We start from the raw sequence: 16,477 nt of genomic DNA, 5'->3' as shown, positions 1-16,477 counted from the left end.
CACGAGAATGATTATCAACCATCCCCTTCTGGGTCCGCGTGACGCATCTGAATTCACCTATCTGGGTGACGCGTCACTGATCAACCGCCCGGACTGGCAGGCCGAAGACGCGGCGGACGCGTTTTATGAATACGGCTATCTGCGCGACAATCCCGCAGGCGAGCATCAAGAACTGTGGTATCATGAGGCTGGCGACCGGTCGTGGCTGGTCGTGACCCGCGACACCACCACACATGAGATTTCCAAGGTAGAACTGGCCCGCGATGTGGCCCGCGCGCGGGGGCGATCCAAATGACGCAATCCAACAGGCTGAGCGGTGGCCAGATCGATCGCAACACCACAGTGAACTTCCGGTTCGACAACCGCAACTATACCGCCCATCCCGGCGATACGCTGGCTTCGGCTTTGCTGGCCAATGACGTGCGGTTGGTCGGACGCTCGTTCAAGTATCACCGCCCGCGCGGCCTACTGACTGCCGGATCCGAGGAACCCAATGGCATCGTCGAGCTGCGCTCCGGCAACCGGCAGGAACCCAACACACGGGCCACAACGACCGAGATGTTTGACGGACTTGAGGCGCAATCGCAGAACCGTTGGCCCAGCCTGAAATTTGATGCGCTTGGCGTGAACGACCTGTTCTCGAATTTCCTGTCCGCCGGGTTTTACTACAAAACCTTCATGTGGCCGGCTGCTTTTTGGGAAAAAGTCTATGAGCCGATCATCCGTCGCGCCGCTGGCCTTGGATCGCTCTCAATGGAGGCTGATCCCGACGAATATGACAAAGGGTTCCGCCACTGCGACCTGCTGATCATCGGCGCGGGTCCATCGGGCTTGATGGCAGCCCTGACCGCAGGACGCGCGGGTGCGGACGTTATTCTGGCTGATGAGGATTTTCGGTTCGGCGGGCGTCTGAATAGCGAGACATTTTCGGTTGGCGATCAAAGCAGTAGCGATTGGGCCGCGCACGCCGTCGCGGAACTGTCATCAATGCCCAACGTCCGCTTGATGGCCAGAACAACCGTCATCGGCGCCTTCGACCATGGCATTTATGGTGCTGTTGAACGCACCGGAGATCACGTGGCCACCCTGCCCGCCGGTAAGCCGCGCCAAATCCTATGGCGCATTTACACCAAGAAGGCCTTGCTGTGTGCGGGGGCGACTGAACGGCCCATCGCGTTCGAAAACAACGACCGCCCCGGCATCATGATGGCCAGCGCCTTGCGAACCTATGCCAATCGGTTCGCGGCCACGGCCTCTCAACGCGTAGCGATCTTTACCAACAATGACGACGGTCACCGCACCGCTGCCGATCTGCATGCCAAGGGCGTTCACATTTGTGCCGTTATCGATGTGCGTGAGGATGCTCCGGTCAACTACGATTACGAAGTCCTGAGCGGCGCTCAGGTTGTGAATACCAAGGGGCGTCTTGGTCTGACCTTTGTCGAAGTTGTCCTGCCCGACGGCTCGACCCGCACGCTGGAATGCGGCGCACTGGGCGTTTCGGGGGGTTGGAATCCGAATGTGCACCTGACCTGCCATCAGCGCGGGCGTCCGGTCTGGAACAACGATCTGGCCGCCTTTGTGCCCGGTTCAAATCTGCCCGTCGGATTGACTGTCGCGGGCGCAGCGAACGGAGTGATGTCTACGCAAGGTGCATTGCAATCCGGTGCCGAGGCTGCCGCGGCAGCGCTGGAGCTGAGCGTTGCTCAGCCTGTCTTGCCCGAGGCCGAGGATACTCCGATCGCGCAGAAACCGTTCTGGTATGTCGAAGGCTGCAAACGCGCTTGGCTGGACCAGCAAAATGACGTGACCGTCAAGGACGTCAAACTCAGCTATCAGGAAGGGTTCCGGTCAGTTGAACACCTGAAACGCTATACCACGCTTGGCATGGCGACCGATCAGGGCAAGACATCGAACATCAGCGCTTTGGCGATCATGGCCGAGGTGGCCGGAAAGACGATCCCCGAAACAGGGACAACCATTTTCCGCCCGCCTTACACGCCTGTTCCGATCAGCACCTTCGCGGGTCGGATGAAGGGACAAGAGTTTCACCCCACCCGCCTGACACCTTCACACTACTGGGCCAAGGAACGGGGCGCTGTATTTGTCGAGGTCGGCAACTGGCTGCGCGCGCAGTGGTTTCCCCTGCCCGGTGAGGTTCATTGGCGTGAATCAGTGGACCGTGAAGTGCGCCAGACCCGCGCGTCCGTCGGGGTGTGCGACTGTACGACACTTGGAAAAATCGACGTGCAGGGCGCGGACGCGGCTGATTTCCTGAACCGCGTCTACGCGAACGGTTTCGCCAAGCTTCCCGTGGGAAAAACCCGCTATGGCCTGATGCTTCGCGAAGACGGCATGGTGATGGATGATGGCACAGCCGCGCGTCTGGCCGAGGATCATTTTGTCGTCACAACGACCACGGCCAACGCGGTAAATGTCTATCGTCACATGGAATTTGTGCGCCAATGCCTGTTCCCGGATATGGATGTGCAGCTGATCTCGACCACCGAATCCTGGGCGCAATATGCTGTCGCTGGTCCCAATTCGCGCAAGCTGCTGCAAAAGATTGTCGACCCTGAATTCGACATCTCGAACGACGCGCTCCCGTTCATGGGCTGTGGCAACATTACGGTCTGCGGCGGGTTGCGGGCGCGGCTGTTCCGGATCTCATTTTCGGGAGAGTTGGCCTTCGAAATCGCGGTGCCTTCGCGCTATGGCGACGCCCTTATGCGACGTTTGATGGCCGACGGCGAAGAGTTTGACGTAGTCCCCTACGGCACCGAAGCGCTGGGCGTCATGCGGATCGAAAAGGGCCACGCGGCCGGCAACGAGTTGAATGGCACCACAACGGCATTGAATCTTGGATTGGGTAAGATGGTGTCGAAAAAGAAAGACAGCATCGGATCGACCCTGTCCGAACGAGAGGCCTTGGTAGAACCGGATGTTCTGCGGCTGGTCGGGATCAAACCGGTATCGCCCGAAGAGAAAGTCACCGCTGGTGGCCATTTGATGAACACGACCGGCCCGGTGGATGCCGCGCACGATCAGGGCTATGTCACTTCGGCTGCGTATTCGCCCATTCTGAACAGCAATATCGGGCTGGGTCTTTTGAAGGACGGTGCCAACCGAATGGGCGAGAAAATGCGCCTTGTGTCCCCATTGACCGACCTGACCGTCGAGGTCGAAATCGTATCGGCCCATTTCGTTGACCCCGAAGGAGAGCGTCTGCGTGCATGATCTAGTTGCAATAACCGCATTGGGCGGGTCCGAACCGCAGGTCGACACTGTTGGTGGGGTTACGTGCCGGGAAGTTCCGGGCGTCGCGCTGGCATCCGTCGCCGCGCGGATGGGACAGGAAAACAAAGCTAGCAAAGCCCTAGCGAAACTGATCGGGGCCCCTGCACCTGGTATCGGCCAATATGCCGGTGACACTGTCACTGCCTTTTGGGCCGGTCTGGATCAGTGGATGATCGAGGCGCCTTTTGACTCGCACGAAGAGCTTGCTGATCAGGTGAAGTCCGCTTTGGGCGGTACCGCGTCGGTGACAGAACAGACTGACGGGTGGACACGGTTCGACCTGAACGGTGATCAGATTCCGGCTGTGTTGGAACTGTTATCTATGCTGGACCTGCGCAATATCGATGCGGGCAGCGTCGCCCGTTGCTCAATTCACCACATTGGCTGCTTTGTTCTCTGTCGGTCAGATGAAGCGTTCAGCATTTATGGCCCCCGCTCATCCGCCGGGTCGTTGCATCATGCCATCGTCACTGCAATGCGGTCGGCGTTGTAAGGCCACGTCAGACTGACGGCAGCGGCGCGTTACCTTCGACACGGAAGCGGTTGATTCTGCGACGGTCTTCGCTGGGGCTTAGCCCAAAGGCCGACCGATAATGCGTCACAAGCGGCGCCACTGATCCATACCCGATTGCAGCCGCGATATCTGCGATCGGGTCCTTGGTATAGACCACCATCTGCCGCGCCGCCTTCATGCGCATGGCGCGATAATAGTGGCTGGGGCTTTGGCCTGTCGCCTGCTTAAAGGCGCGTTCCACCTGGCGTGGCGTGACCCCGATTTGCTGTGCGGCCTCTGCGATGGAAATCGGATCGCTCATATGACCGGCGAACAGGTCGACGCAGCGCGACACCAACGGCGGAAGGCTGTCGCCAGTTTCCGGCGCAGTCGTGGTGGGAACCTGTTGCCGCACACCTGCCCCGCGCATCATGGGATGTTGAAACCAGCAGGCGACCTCATGCGCGACGTCGCCGCCCAGCCGATCCTCGATCAGATGCAGGGCCAGATCGAACCCGGCAGCAGCACCGGCTGCGGTGTAGCGCGTGGCCGTTTTCACGATCACCTCGCTACGCGAGTCGACTTCGGGAAACTCAGCCAGAAATGCGGCCTCATAGCACCAATGGACGGAAACAGGTTGCCCCCCCATCACCCCGGACCGGACCAATGGGAAAACCCCACCGCTAATCCCGCCCAAAACGGTGCCATGCCGTCCGAGACTGCGCAGAGCACCGTTGCCAACGGTTGTGTTGTCAAAGCCGGACGTTGGGCTGCTGAGAAGGAACAAAATGTCGATATCCTTGCAGTCGGCCAAAGACCTCTCGGCCTCGAACCGGACACCTGCGCTGGATTGTACTTTCTGTTGACGCTCGGACAGCAGGGACCAGCAGAACGCCTCTTGCCCGGCGATTTCATTGGCCGCCCGCAACGGCTCGATCACCGAGGTCAGGCAAGCCATGGGAAAGCCGTCGAACAGCAAAAAGCCGATTTTGATTCTGTCTTCATTGCGCATAAGGCTGTTCTAACAAGATTTCCGCAACTGCCCTATGCGAAGTTCATGCCCACCGGATCAAGCCGATGATCGCCGAGGCCGCATAGAACCCCTGCAACAACAGGAACGTCCAGCGGCGATCAATCACGGCCCAGGCCGCAAACAGGCCCGAGGACAGTAACAACAGGGCAAACCCGAACAGCTCGGCCCCTGTATTAGACGCGATCAACAAGGCATAGGCCATGGCCAGAACCGATCCAGTGATTTCGAATACCGTCGTCAGACCGCGCCGGTCACGGGTTTTGATTTGATCCGTCATAGCTCAGCCCTTTCGCTTCAGGAGATTGATCAGCGGCGCGGGTGTCTGTTTGGGCTGATCATTTATCGGGGATTGACCGCAGTTTTTCGGCAACTTGTGAACGACGGGAACTTGATCGGTAACCGACCCATTAAGCGCCGGATCCCAAGGTCGTTCAGACTGACCAAGACGCGCCAGATCGAATAAGCGTACCCTCTTGCCCGCCGCAGCCCGTACAGGCAGCACGTCGCGCCGGATGTAAGAAAATGTGCTGTGGATCAAAACCACCGGATCGTCTTCCCCATGGGTTCCGGGGACTATCCGCGGGGTTTTGATCACTGTGTGATCCGGGACGAGATGCGGCATGCGAATGCTCCTGAGCTTTGGATTTCCTGACCAGTAGTTCAATACTGGCGCGTGACACAAATGAATGATATTCATGGCTCAATTAAAATATGTCATGGCTTCACAAATGACCGACCGATTGGAAATTGACGCCCTGCGCGCCCTTCTGGCTATCGCAACCCATGGCGGCGTGACGCGCGCGGCCGAGCATCTGGCGCTGTCGCAATCAGCAGTCAGCCACAAAATCAGACGGTTAGAGCAAGCCCTGGACTGCGATCTGCTGGCGCGCCGACCCGGTGGCCCTCTGTTCACGGAAACAGGTCTTCGCCTGTGCGACTATGCCCGCCGAATATGTGCCCTGCACGATGAGGCGCTTGCCAGTTTGGGCAAGAAACCCTTGGCCGGCGCACTCCGGCTGGGCATGACCGAAGACACGGCAACCAGCGACATCGCCCGCATATTGGGTCGTTTCACACGGCTTTACCCGGACGTTCAGGTCCGAACACGCACCAGTCAAAGTCTGAACGTGCAAGAGTGGTTGAAGGCCGGAGAGTTGGATGTCGCCGTCATGCAAATCTTTCGGCACGATACGCGGCCAGATGACCTGATCTTGTTCGAGGACACTCTGCACTGGGTAAAATCACCGGATTTCCAACTGGATACGACAGCACCTGTTCCCTTTCTGTCCTTCGACAGCCAATGTTTCTATCGCAAATGGGGCTTCGGAGATGGGCAGCAGCAAGGGCACATCTTCGACAACGTATTAGAATGCCCAAGCGCCACTGGCATTCAGTCGGCTGTGCGGTCCGGTTTGGGCGTCGCCCTGTTGAATGGAATGCATGTCACACCGGACATAGAGGTGATCAAAGGTGTGTTCCCCGATCCCCCGGCCATCGTTTTTGTCGCGCGTATGCACGTTAAGCGCCGAAACCCTGCCGCGATGGCGCTGGTACAAGAGATCCGCCGCGAGGTTGAAGGCGCCAACCCTTTGAAAGCGGTAAGTTAAGTATCTGTTCCGAAAGAGCATTAACAACGCCCTCACAACGGCCAGGATTTCCGTCGACCTCTGCGGATTGGAGGGCTGGTTTGGCGAAGAAACCAAAGACCAAGAGGTAGAACAATCAGCTCCTCAGGTCAGGCCTGATCAATTGCGCGGTCCCGTTTCTGCAACGCGCGGATACGCATCCGCTGGGCCGCATGAACATGGGCGCGCATCGCCAGCTCGGCTGCGTCGCCGTCGCGGGCCTGCAAGGCTTCCATCACACGGCGATGTTCACCCGCGGCATCGTCTGCGCGCTGACCATCCAGCATTTGGGATGGACCCAATATCAACAGCGCCTTTTGCAGCGATAGCATCGACTTTGTGAGAAAGCGGTTTTTGGCGGCATCCAATAGCGTGGCGTGGAAAATACGGTTCAACTGGGCGGCCACCGGACCGGTGCCAGCCTCGGCAAGGCGATCGTTCAGGACATTCAGTTCGTCCAGTTCCACATCCGAAGCCGCGCGTGCCGCCAACCGTGCCGCCGTGCCTTCAAGTACGGCGCGCATTTCATACAGTTCCATAACTTCCGAATAGCTCAGGCTGCGAACCGTTGCGCCCAACCTAGGGACATGCGTCACCAACCCATCCGTTTCGAGTTGCCGTATCGCTTCACGCACAGGTGTTCGGCTGACACCCAGTCTTTCGGACAGCTCGATCTCTCTCAGCCGTTCACCAGGTAACAAAACACCCTCGCGAATTTCATCCAGCAAGCGCTGATAAGCGGAATTCCCCTGCGGGATGGTCTGATTAGGATCTTCTTGAGTTTTCATCGTTCTCAATCTTGCATATTGGATTTCTTTGTATACACTTGGATACATGCCTTAGTCAACGAAATCGGACACTATCTTTGACCGCCTCAAGCCTTCATTTTTCGCCGCTGATGCAACGGTCAGTCACGCTGATATTGGCTATGTTGGGAACTGCAGTTTTTTGGGCGTTGAACCTGCCGCTGCCCTTTCTGTTCGGGCCGATGTCAGCGTGTTTGATTGCAGCTTTGGCACACGCACCCATGCGGGATTTCGGGCAAATCTCGGTCGGGTCCAGAACCATTCTTGGCGTCGCGGTCGGGGCGTCGATCACACCCAGCCTGTTCGCCGAACTTCCAAAGATGGCTGCGTCCCTTCTGCTGATACCGGTATTTATCCTTCTGATTGCAATGGTTGGCGTGCCGTTCTTTCGAAAATTCTGGGGCTTTGACGAAAAAACTGCGTTTTTTGCCGCCATGCCGGGCGGCTTTCAGGACATGGTTATCTTTGGAGCCGAGGCCGGTGCCAATCCGCGAACCCTGTCTCTGATCCACGGGACGCGCGTATTGATTATCGTCACCCTCGCCCCTTTGTTCCTGACTTTGTTTTACGGTGCCGAGCTGACCAACCCGTTGGGCGAACCTGCCTCGGCTCTACCCTTGCATGAACTGATACTCATGGCGGTCGCAGCTTTTGTCGGCTGGAAAGGCGGAGAGAAGATCGGGCTTTTCGGTGCTTCAATTCTTGGGCCATTAATCCTGACAGCGGCCTTGTCGCTTGGGGATTTAATCCACACCCGCCCCCCGCGCGAGGCGATCCTGTTCGCCCAGTTCTTCATCGGCTGTGGGATCGGCGTCAAGTTCGTCGGTGTCACCTGGTCGGAACTTAGACGCGTCGTGGCGGCTGGCTTCACCTATGTGATCTTGCTGGCCGTTCTGGCCGCTGCTTTCACGGCAGTGGTCACCACGCTGGGGCTGGGCCGTCCGGTCGAAGCCTTTCTAGCTTTTGCACCGGGCGGTCAGGCAGAGATGACGGTGCTGGCCATCGTATCGGGGGCGGATCTTGGGTATGTGGTCACACACCACCTGGCGCGCATTGTCGTCGTGATCATCGGCGCGCCAATCGCGGCCAACCTACTTCTGCGCTGGTCGAAATCCAGGGATTGACGGATTCACGTCCAAACGCGGCTGGATGAATGTTGATAGGGGATTGTGGCGGAGAGACAGGGATTCGAACCCTGGAGACGGTCTCCCGCCTACACACTTTCCAGGCGTGCGCCTTCGACCACTCGGCCACCTCTCCGTGCCGGCGTTACTTGAACTATCGCCGAGGGATTTGCAAGGCCCCATTGAAGTGAAATTTCACCTGAAATCGAAAGCCTTGCAAAGGCGTTTAAATCTCGTCGCCGTCACCATCAGCCAAATCGCCCTCGGTCATATCGACGGGATTTGTGGATGGCTTTGCGGACGGTATTTCGTTGGTGTTCTTGCTGGGTTGGGCTTCGCTGCCCTGCAACGCCTCGGGGTTACGCAACCAGAGATCGCGCTGTGCAAACGGGATTTCGATCCCCTCTTCGACAAAGCGCCGGTTGATCTCGTGGTTCATGTCGGATTTGACTGACAGCACCCAGTTCACATCGCGCAGGATGGCCCGGATTTCAAAGTCCAGCGAATCTGCGCCAAACCCCTGGAACACCACACTTGGGGCTGGATTCGCCAGAACCATCGGGTGTGAATTCGCGATTTCGCCCAGAATATTCTCCACCATTCGGGTATCAGTCCCATAGGCGACACCGACCGGTACAATCACCCGCCCGATCGTATTGCCGCGTGTATAGTTCGTGACAACGCCGCTGATCAGATCCGAGTTCGGAACGATCACATCCGTGCGGTCAAACGTCTCGATCCGCGTGGACCGGACGGAAATATCACGGACGTACCCCATCATCCCATTCACGTCTATCCAATCCCCTTTCGAGATTGGGCGTTCGACCAACAGGATAATGCCCGAAACAAAGTTCGACACGATAGTTTGCAGACCAAAACCGATCCCGACTGACAACGCACCGGCAACAATAGCCAGCGATGACAGGTTGAACCCGGCAATCGTAATCGCAACCAGCGCGGCCAGGAAAATACCGACATACCCGGTGCCCGAAACAATCGCGTTTTGCCCGCCTGGATCAATGCTGGTCTTTGGCAACAGAGAATTGCGCAACCCGCTTTGCAGCATCCGCGTCAGGCCATAGCCGATGGCAAATATGACAAGGAACGTAAAGAAGTTGCTGGGCGAGATGGTTACCCCGCCAATGTCAAACCCCTGCAGCAGGCGCGACCAGACTTCCTGCAGGTCGGTTTGACGCGCACCCCAATACAGCGCGAGCACGGGCATAGCCACAATGGCCATTGCAAAGCCGATGAGAACCGAAAACAGCGAGTCCTTGGCCTTATCGCCCTGCCCGCCAAGCCAGCCGTAAACAGACGTCAGGAAGCGTTGGACGATGACCAGCGCTGCAATAAGAACCAATGAACGCACGGCCGGGAAAACGATTGCCTCAGCCGCATTCGTATACCCCAGCATCGCTAAAATCGGGCTGGCGATCCCCAGGAAGAACAAAGCGCGTCGAATGAACTCGACCAGTTGGCTGAACCCGGCAGCGCGGGCCGTTTCGGACGGCTCACCTGCATCGACCGGGACATCAACACTGCGGACGCGACGGACGCGAAGAAGAAGCAAAGCTGTTGCGACGATGACCGGAAAGGCGACGACGGCGCGCGTCGCATCCGAGATATTTTCGATCTGATCGAACAGGTTCACCAGTTCATGCAGGATCAGGAGCCCGGCAAGAAAATCGAGGTAGACGCGTAACTCAGTGACTTTCTGGCGGGACAGTTTTTTGAACCCCTGCGCCGCTTGCAGCACGTAAACCTGTCGGCCAATCCAGTCATAATAGAGGATGATCGCCGCCCAATAGGGCACGTTTTCCATCAACAGCGTCCCGCGCAGCCCCAGGACACCTGTCATCACAACCGCCTGAACCAGAAGCCAGACGCCGAACCAGGGGAGGATAATACGCAGCAACGAGGTCAGGAACGTCCATACGCCACTTCCCTGCCCCCCTAGGGCTCGCAGACGCGCACCAGCGGCTTCCGACCAGCGCTTACCGTAAAACAGCAGCACGCCGGCGACGAAAACCAAGGCCAGAATTCCCAGCCCACGTGCACGCAAACGTTCATGTACTACGTCAGTACTCAGGTTCCGCCGCGCTTCGTTGAACAACGCTTGCGCAGCCTCATTCACATCAACCCAGGCCGGCCGCCAGTGGGTGGGGTTCAGGGGCGACGGTCCGCGCTCCAAAAGTTCTTTCGCCTGACGGTCCCGCAATAGTTTGTCTACCTCAGATATCAGACCATTGGCCCGGCTGAATGCCTCTTCTGAGATGATCTGCGGGACGCGCAAACTGTTCAACTGCTCGTCTAGATGCGTTCGTAGTGTGGCAATATCTTCCGGTTCAGTCGCGTCGCCTTCGGGCGCAGCACCAAGAGCCTTGATCTGATTTTCCAGCGTCTGGATGCGTTCGGTGTTTGCACCGCGTGCCCGATTGAAATCATCTCTATAGCCGTTGATCTCTGAGCGCAGGTTTTCGAGCGAAGCGTTCGACGCGCGATTGTCCTCGATCACCGTCTCGGCACGGTCCGCTGTTTTGACCCAGCCTTGATAGTATTCGCTTTGACGATCTGTAAGCTGCGCGGCAGCGGGGCCGCAAACTATCGCAAAACATACCGCAACAAGGGTCAGGAACAGGCGAACACGCCGCAGCATCACACGTCCTCAAAAACGCCGGGGATACTGCGTGGAGCTTCGGTCATCCACTCCGGGACAGGCAATTCCTTTTCACGCAGGAAATCCGGGTTGAACAGCTTGGACTGATAGCGAGTTCCATAGTCACACAGGATGGTCACGATGGTGTGGCCCGGACCCAGATCTTTGGCCAGACGTACCGCACCAGCCATGTTAATGGCGGTTGAACCGCCCATGACCAGGCCTTCGTCGCGCAGCAGATCAAAGATGTAAGGCAGCGCCTCGTTATCCGTCATCTGATAAGCAAAGTCAGGTTTGAACCCCTCAAGGTTCTTGGTGATACGCACCTGACCGATGCCCTCGGCGATCGAGCCGCCCTCCATCGCGATTTCGCCGGTGGTGTAATACGAATACAGCCCAGCCCCCATCGGATCGACCAGACCGATCTTGACGCCTTTGGGCTGCAACGCGTCCGCTACGCCCGCCAATGTACCGCCCGAGCCCACGGCACAGACGAACCCGTCAACTTTGCCATCGGTCTGTTCCCAGATTTCGGGACCGGTCGTTTCCACATGCGCCTGACGGTTCGCCACATTGTCGAACTGGTTGGCCCAGATCGCGCCATTGGGCTCGGTCTGCGCCAGTTCTTCGGCCAGACGACGGGAATAGTGTACGAAATTGTTGGGGTTGCGATACGGTGCGGCCGGAACCTGAACCAGCTGAGCACCAGCTAGTCGCAGCATGTCCTTTTTCTCTTCGGACTGTGTTTCCGGGATGACGATGACGGTCTTGAAACCCATCGACGCACCAACAAGCGCCAGACCGATCCCGGTGTTACCCGCCGTACCTTCGACAATGGTGCCGCCCGGTTTCAGGTCGCCACGCGCTATGGCATCGCGGATGATGTAGAGCGCCGCACGATCCTTGACCGACTGGCCGGGATTCATGAATTCGGCCTTGCCGAGAATCTCGCACCCGGTCTCTTCGCTGATGCGACGCAGGCGGATCAGCGGGGTTTTTCCGACTGCGTCGGCAAGGTCTCGTGCAATGCGCATGGCGCCCTCATTTCATTTCGGATCAACGCAGATTTACCTGTGGTGCGCGACGACCACAAGCGGCGAAAATCATCCGCGCAGGCGCCCACGGTGACGTGCAAGCCAATGGGCCACCGCCAAAAGCGGCAAATCCTTGAACCCATGACTGTCGACCCTGTCCATGAATTCACTGAAAGGCAGAATCTGGGTTCGGATATCCTCACCCTCCGTTGCCAACCCACCATCTTCGATGGTCTTGGTCAGATCAGCCAGCCCGACATAAAGGTATAGATACTCAGTCGATGACCCGCTGGAGGAATACGCGCCGCCTGCATATTCCAGCCGGTTCAGCGCAATCTGGGCTTCTTCTTCGGCCTCGCGCAGGGCCGTCTGTGCCGGCGTTTCGCCTGGGTCGATCATCCCGGCGACCGGCTCCCACATCCAGGGTTCAGGATCCTCAGCCAGAAAGATCGGTGCCCTGAATTGTTCGACCAACAATACCGTGTCGCGCACGGGATCATATGGCAGGACGATCACGGCGCTGCCCTGCATCAGGCTGCTGCGGTTCAGAACTTTGCCCATCGAGCCATCGTATTGGCGATGCTGCAACGCGACTTCTTCCATCCCGAAATAATTGACATAGGCCGGTTTACGATCGTGCATGATGACGTCTTTGGCAGTGTCTCGTGCATCACCTGTCGCACGTTGACGGGCAGCCAGCTTTGCCCATGCTCGCGTCCGGATCGACGGAAAGCTTCGCGCAATTTGTTCCGCATCAACCTTGCCGTAAAAACCCATAACCTCTTGCGCGGCGAGCATCGTCATCGCGCCCCACTCATCCAACCAGCCCTGCAGCGACCAGAGAACGCCGCGGTTCCAAAGCCCCGGCTCAGGGTAGAACACAAGGGCTTGCGATATCGACCCGTCGGCCAGATCAACTGTCTGCTCCCGCAGGTCGTAATCAAAGCCACCCTCGTAGAAGACCAAACGGTTCTGATCTTCCTCACTCAGTCCCCGGAGCAATAACCCTTTGGCCAGGCTGCCTTCCTCATGAACAATCATGGGAAAGGCCTGATCCTGCACGCTATGGACTGCATGATCTTTCAGAGTGGCTTGGGCAAATTCAAGTTTGGACGCTGGACGTCCCAAGACAAGCTCCAGCAATGGCAAGTGCCGCAGCGTGCCATAAAAGAACAGATCTGACACTGTTGGATTCTTTCGTACTTTAAGTTGTTAGCTCACCGCCACCGGCGGGCTGCTTCCTCGGTGACCAGCCCAGTGATCAGAGCCCCAATGATCAAAGTCCACAGGATTTCGGGCACCACAAGTTGCTGACCATATTCAACACCGATTTTAAAGATGGAGATCAGCGCCTCGAACGGGCCGTCATACCGATGGCGCATTGCCAAGCGGAGCATTTCGTTGACACCCTGAACAAACAGGCCCCAGAACACCAGCGCCGCCATTCCGGTCAAGCCGTTGTTGATTGCGGCAGTCCAGCCCCGGCCAGCACGCTTGCCCATGATCCACCAACCGCAAATCACGCCCAAAGCCATGTTTACGTAAGTAAACATGCCGTAGTTCTTACCTTCATCACCGTTTTCGATGACCATACTCGAAACCAAGAACGCCACGATCAAAAGGCATAAGCCAGAAACAAGCTTGGGTGCAGTGGGCATTTCTGAAGTCCGTTCCTTAACTCGGTTTCGCTATAGTGATCTGTGTCACATCGCAATTACCGGTGTCAAAGGCTGCTCCGCAGGCGGTCAAATAATAATTCCACATGCGGCGAAAACGCTCATCAAAGCCCATTTCCGAGATTTCGTCCCACTTGCCGTTGAACGTGTCATACCAGCGGCGCAGGGTCAGGTCATAGCTTTTACCAAATTCTTTCGATTTGACGACTTTCAACCCCGCCTGAGCAACTTGTTCCTTCAAAATGGAAGGCGCCGGAAGCATGCCGCCCGGGAAAATATATTTCTGAATGAAATCAATGCCGTTACGATAAACTTCCCATCGATGATCCGCGACAGTGATAATTTGCAACGTCGCTTGCGCCCCGGGTTTTAATCGCTCACGCACAGTGTCGAAATACACAGGCCAGTACTTTTGACCTACCGCTTCGAACATCTCGATCGATGCGATTCCGTCGTACTGGCCACGCTCATCCCGGTAATCCTGCAATTTGAATTCAACCAAATTTGAAAGACCAGCATTTTCAATACGCTGCCTGGCAAACTTCAACTGCTCTTGACTGATCGTCAGACCTGTGACCCGCAGGCCACGCTCTTTTGCAGCGTATTCAGCAAAGCCGCCCCAGCCACAGCCAATCTCAAGAATGTGATCTCCGGGTTTTGCACCCATTTCATCGACCATGCTGGCGTATTTTGCGGTTTGCGCCTTTTCCAGACTTTCCTGCCCTGTTTCGAACAGTGCGCTGGAATAGGTCATCGTGTCATCAAGCCACAAACCATAGAAATCATTGCCCAGATCATAATGGTACGAGATGTTCTTTTTGGCCTGTGCCCGGTTATTGCGGTGCAACCAGAACCGCAGCCGCTCATACATCTGCACAAGGACTTTTCCGGTGAAATCGTCGTAGACCGTTTCATTACCCATATGCACCAGGTCCATAAAGGATCGCAGGTCCGGCGTGCTCCAGTCACCTTCCAGGTATGCGTCGGAAAAACCAAGTTCACCTTCACGGACCAATCGGGCAAAAACGTCTGGATTGTGGATATCCACACGCGCAACTGGCCCGGGTTTCGTGCCTTCGGTTCGGAAGACACGACCATCCGGCAGTCCGATGTCCAATCGGCCAGACTGCATCCGGCTAACCATTTTGAATACTTGCACAAAGTATCTGGGCAGGTCTTTCTGCCCCTCGGTGGTCATCAAAGTCATCCGCTCTCCTCTGTGCGGCCGCGCAAACAGGCTAGGCCGAGTTTGTGTTTGTGGCAAGTTTTCAATTCGTTACTGGTTTTTTCGGCCCTCATAGGCCGCCAATGCACGCGTCCGACCGGCTGCCAAAGTGACAACGGGTTGCGGGTATGGGTCCTGTGGGCTGAGGTTCCATGACTTCGGAACCGCATCAAAATACGCCAGTGCTGTTGCTGGTGGATTGCTCTGCCCCTCGGCAATCCAATGCCGAACAAAGTCCGATTCCGGATCGAATTTTTCCTGCTGGGTTTGCGGATTGAAGATGCGAAAGAATGGCGAGGCATCCGGCCCCGACCCTGCAACCCATTGCCAGCCCATCGCGTTTGCCGCCGGATCCCAGTCGACCAGACAATCCGCGAACCAATCCATGCCAATTTTCCAATGGGTCATTAGATGCTTGGTCAGGTAGCTCGCCACGATCATCCGGGCCCGATTGTGCATCCGCCCTGTCACATACATCTGCCGTAACCCCGCATCGACGCCCGGAACGCCGGTTTTCGCCTGCTTCCACGCGAGAACTTCGGGCTGCTCCGCATCAGTATTCCAGGGAAATCTATCCCACTCCGGCTTCCAGTTACCGCTGAGCAAGGATGGAGTGTGATACATCAGATGATAAGCAAACTCGCGCCAGACCAATTGGCGCAAATAGGGTTCACCCCCCTGAACGCCCGTCATCCCGGCCCGCTGAACTGCGTGCCAGACACTGCGCGGGCCTATTTCACCTAAAGACAGATACTCGGACAGGTTAGATGTTCCGTCCAAGTCCATACGATCCCGGTGATCTGAATAGTCGGCGATGCGGTCCAGAAATTGATGCAACGCCTCAAAAGCTGCGGTCTCGCCCGGTCGGACATGGGGTGTGACCACGGATGCTCCGCGGCGCATCTGCGCGCCCAGATGCCAATCCTCAAGGTTTTCAGAAACGGGCCACATCGCGGGCGTTTTGAGATGAGACACAGCGTTGTTTGGGGCCGGAACATCCCGGCTGCGCACTGAACGCCACATTGGAGTGAACACACGGAACGGCTGCCCTGTTTTCGTCGCCACTGTCCAAGGTTCGAACAAAAGATGGCCGGCGAAGGATTTAACCGTGACACTTTGATCGGTCAGAGCCATCTTGATCTTCGTATCTCTGGCAATGGCGTCCGGGTCATATGCGCGGGTCCAAAACACATCGCTTGCGCCGGTTTCGACGACAAGCTGCCGCAGAACGGTCAGCGCATCCCCATGCCGCAGGATCAGGCGGCTGCCAGCCTGTTCTAGCGCCTGGGCAAAAGCCTTTAGGCCCAATCCAAGACGCCATTTCGGCGCTGCGCCCAAAGCCTGGTCCGTGTGGTCCAGAATGAAAACTGGTATGATCGGTCGCCCGCTCTCAAGCGCGGCGCTCAGTGCAGGGTGATCCGACAGGCGCAAATCCCGTCGGAACCACATTATGATCGGTGACCGCTGCTGTTCCATGTCCGCCCTGCTTTTTTCTTCTTTCTTCGGTT

General features: G+C 57.2%; 15 protein-coding genes and 1 tRNA gene. 5 read left to right on the top strand and 11 right to left on the bottom strand.

What is annotated here, in order from left to right:
• Positions 1-7: 7 nt before the first annotated feature.
• Genes AC2FID_RS02265 through AC2FID_RS02255 form a run of 3 tightly spaced genes read left to right on the top strand, consistent with a single transcriptional unit; the run spans position 8 to position 3,790 of the window.
• Complete coding sequence (locus AC2FID_RS02265) at positions 8-295, top strand: sarcosine oxidase subunit delta (protein ID WP_058277765.1); 288 nt, start codon at positions 8-10, stop codon at positions 293-295.
• Positions 292-3,237 (top strand): sarcosine oxidase subunit alpha family protein, encoded by a 2,946-nt coding sequence (locus tag AC2FID_RS02260; protein WP_496835208.1) that lies wholly within the window; start codon positions 292-294, stop codon positions 3,235-3,237. The genes AC2FID_RS02265 and AC2FID_RS02260 overlap by 4 nt, the downstream gene beginning before the upstream one ends.
• The gene (locus AC2FID_RS02255) at positions 3,230-3,790 is read left to right on the top strand and encodes a sarcosine oxidase subunit gamma (protein ID WP_496835206.1); all 561 of its coding nucleotides are present in this window, start codon (positions 3,230-3,232) and stop codon (positions 3,788-3,790) included. The genes AC2FID_RS02260 and AC2FID_RS02255 overlap by 8 nt, the downstream gene beginning before the upstream one ends.
• A gap of 7 nt (positions 3,791-3,797) precedes the next feature.
• Here AC2FID_RS02255 and AC2FID_RS02250 read toward each other — a convergent pair whose 3' ends face one another.
• The 3 genes from AC2FID_RS02250 to AC2FID_RS02240 are packed head-to-tail and all read right to left on the bottom strand — an operon-like array spanning position 3,798 to position 5,445.
• Positions 3,798-4,802, bottom strand: a complete 1,005-nt coding sequence (locus AC2FID_RS02250; protein ID WP_496720147.1) for a GlxA family transcriptional regulator — start codon at positions 4,800-4,802, stop codon at positions 3,798-3,800.
• 43 nt (positions 4,803-4,845) lie between these two features.
• Positions 4,846-5,100, bottom strand: coding sequence for a hypothetical protein (locus AC2FID_RS02245; RefSeq protein WP_108858788.1), 255 nt, complete (start codon positions 5,098-5,100; stop codon positions 4,846-4,848).
• 3 nt (positions 5,101-5,103) lie between these two features.
• The gene (locus AC2FID_RS02240) at positions 5,104-5,445 is read right to left on the bottom strand and encodes a hypothetical protein (RefSeq protein ID WP_496695244.1); all 342 of its coding nucleotides are present in this window, start codon (positions 5,443-5,445) and stop codon (positions 5,104-5,106) included.
• A gap of 73 nt (positions 5,446-5,518) precedes the next feature.
• Between AC2FID_RS02240 and AC2FID_RS02235 the strand changes: the two genes are divergently transcribed.
• Positions 5,519-6,430, top strand: coding sequence for a LysR family transcriptional regulator (locus tag AC2FID_RS02235; protein WP_496835203.1), 912 nt, complete (start codon positions 5,519-5,521; stop codon positions 6,428-6,430).
• 128 nt (positions 6,431-6,558) lie between these two features.
• Here AC2FID_RS02235 and AC2FID_RS02230 read toward each other — a convergent pair whose 3' ends face one another.
• Entirely contained in the window at positions 6,559-7,236 is a 678-nt protein-coding gene (locus AC2FID_RS02230; protein ID WP_496753804.1) for a GntR family transcriptional regulator, read from the bottom strand.
• Between the two features lie 110 nt (positions 7,237-7,346).
• Here AC2FID_RS02230 and AC2FID_RS02225 point away from each other — a divergent pair, with 110 nt between their 5' ends.
• Positions 7,347-8,378, top strand: coding sequence for an AbrB family transcriptional regulator (locus tag AC2FID_RS02225; protein WP_496835631.1), 1,032 nt, complete (start codon positions 7,347-7,349; stop codon positions 8,376-8,378).
• A 46-nt stretch (positions 8,379-8,424) separates the two neighbouring features.
• Here AC2FID_RS02225 and AC2FID_RS02220 read toward each other — a convergent pair.
• The 7 genes from AC2FID_RS02220 to AC2FID_RS02190 form a co-directional block, all read right to left on the bottom strand.
• A tRNA-Ser gene (locus tag AC2FID_RS02220) sits at positions 8,425-8,514 on the bottom strand.
• A 90-nt stretch (positions 8,515-8,604) separates the two neighbouring features.
• Positions 8,605-11,034, bottom strand: coding sequence for a DUF3772 domain-containing protein (locus tag AC2FID_RS02215; RefSeq protein WP_496835202.1), 2,430 nt, complete (start codon positions 11,032-11,034; stop codon positions 8,605-8,607).
• Positions 11,034-12,068 carry a cysteine synthase A gene (locus AC2FID_RS02210; protein ID WP_282118608.1) on the bottom strand — a complete coding sequence of 345 codons (1,035 nt, stop codon included), beginning with the start codon at positions 12,066-12,068 and terminating at the stop codon, positions 11,034-11,036. The genes AC2FID_RS02215 and AC2FID_RS02210 overlap by 1 nt, the downstream gene beginning before the upstream one ends.
• Before the next feature lie 69 nt (positions 12,069-12,137).
• Positions 12,138-13,253: an NUDIX domain-containing protein gene (locus AC2FID_RS02205; protein WP_496835200.1), complete on the bottom strand. Its 1,116-nt coding sequence runs from the start codon at positions 13,251-13,253 to the stop codon at positions 12,138-12,140.
• A 32-nt stretch (positions 13,254-13,285) separates the two neighbouring features.
• Entirely contained in the window at positions 13,286-13,726 is a 441-nt protein-coding gene (locus AC2FID_RS02200) for a TrgA family protein (RefSeq protein ID WP_058273774.1), read from the bottom strand.
• Between the two features lie 16 nt (positions 13,727-13,742).
• Complete coding sequence (locus AC2FID_RS02195) at positions 13,743-14,951, bottom strand: class I SAM-dependent methyltransferase (RefSeq protein WP_496835198.1); 1,209 nt, start codon at positions 14,949-14,951, stop codon at positions 13,743-13,745.
• A 69-nt stretch (positions 14,952-15,020) separates the two neighbouring features.
• Positions 15,021-16,445 carry a cryptochrome/photolyase family protein gene (locus AC2FID_RS02190; RefSeq protein ID WP_496835196.1) on the bottom strand — a complete coding sequence of 475 codons (1,425 nt, stop codon included), beginning with the start codon at positions 16,443-16,445 and terminating at the stop codon, positions 15,021-15,023.
• Positions 16,446-16,477: the final 32 nt, after the last annotated feature.

Source organism: Ruegeria sp. CDSC068, from assembly GCF_059610545.1.
Note: the sequence above shows the minus strand (reverse complement) of the source record. Positions and strands in the feature narration are given on the sequence as shown.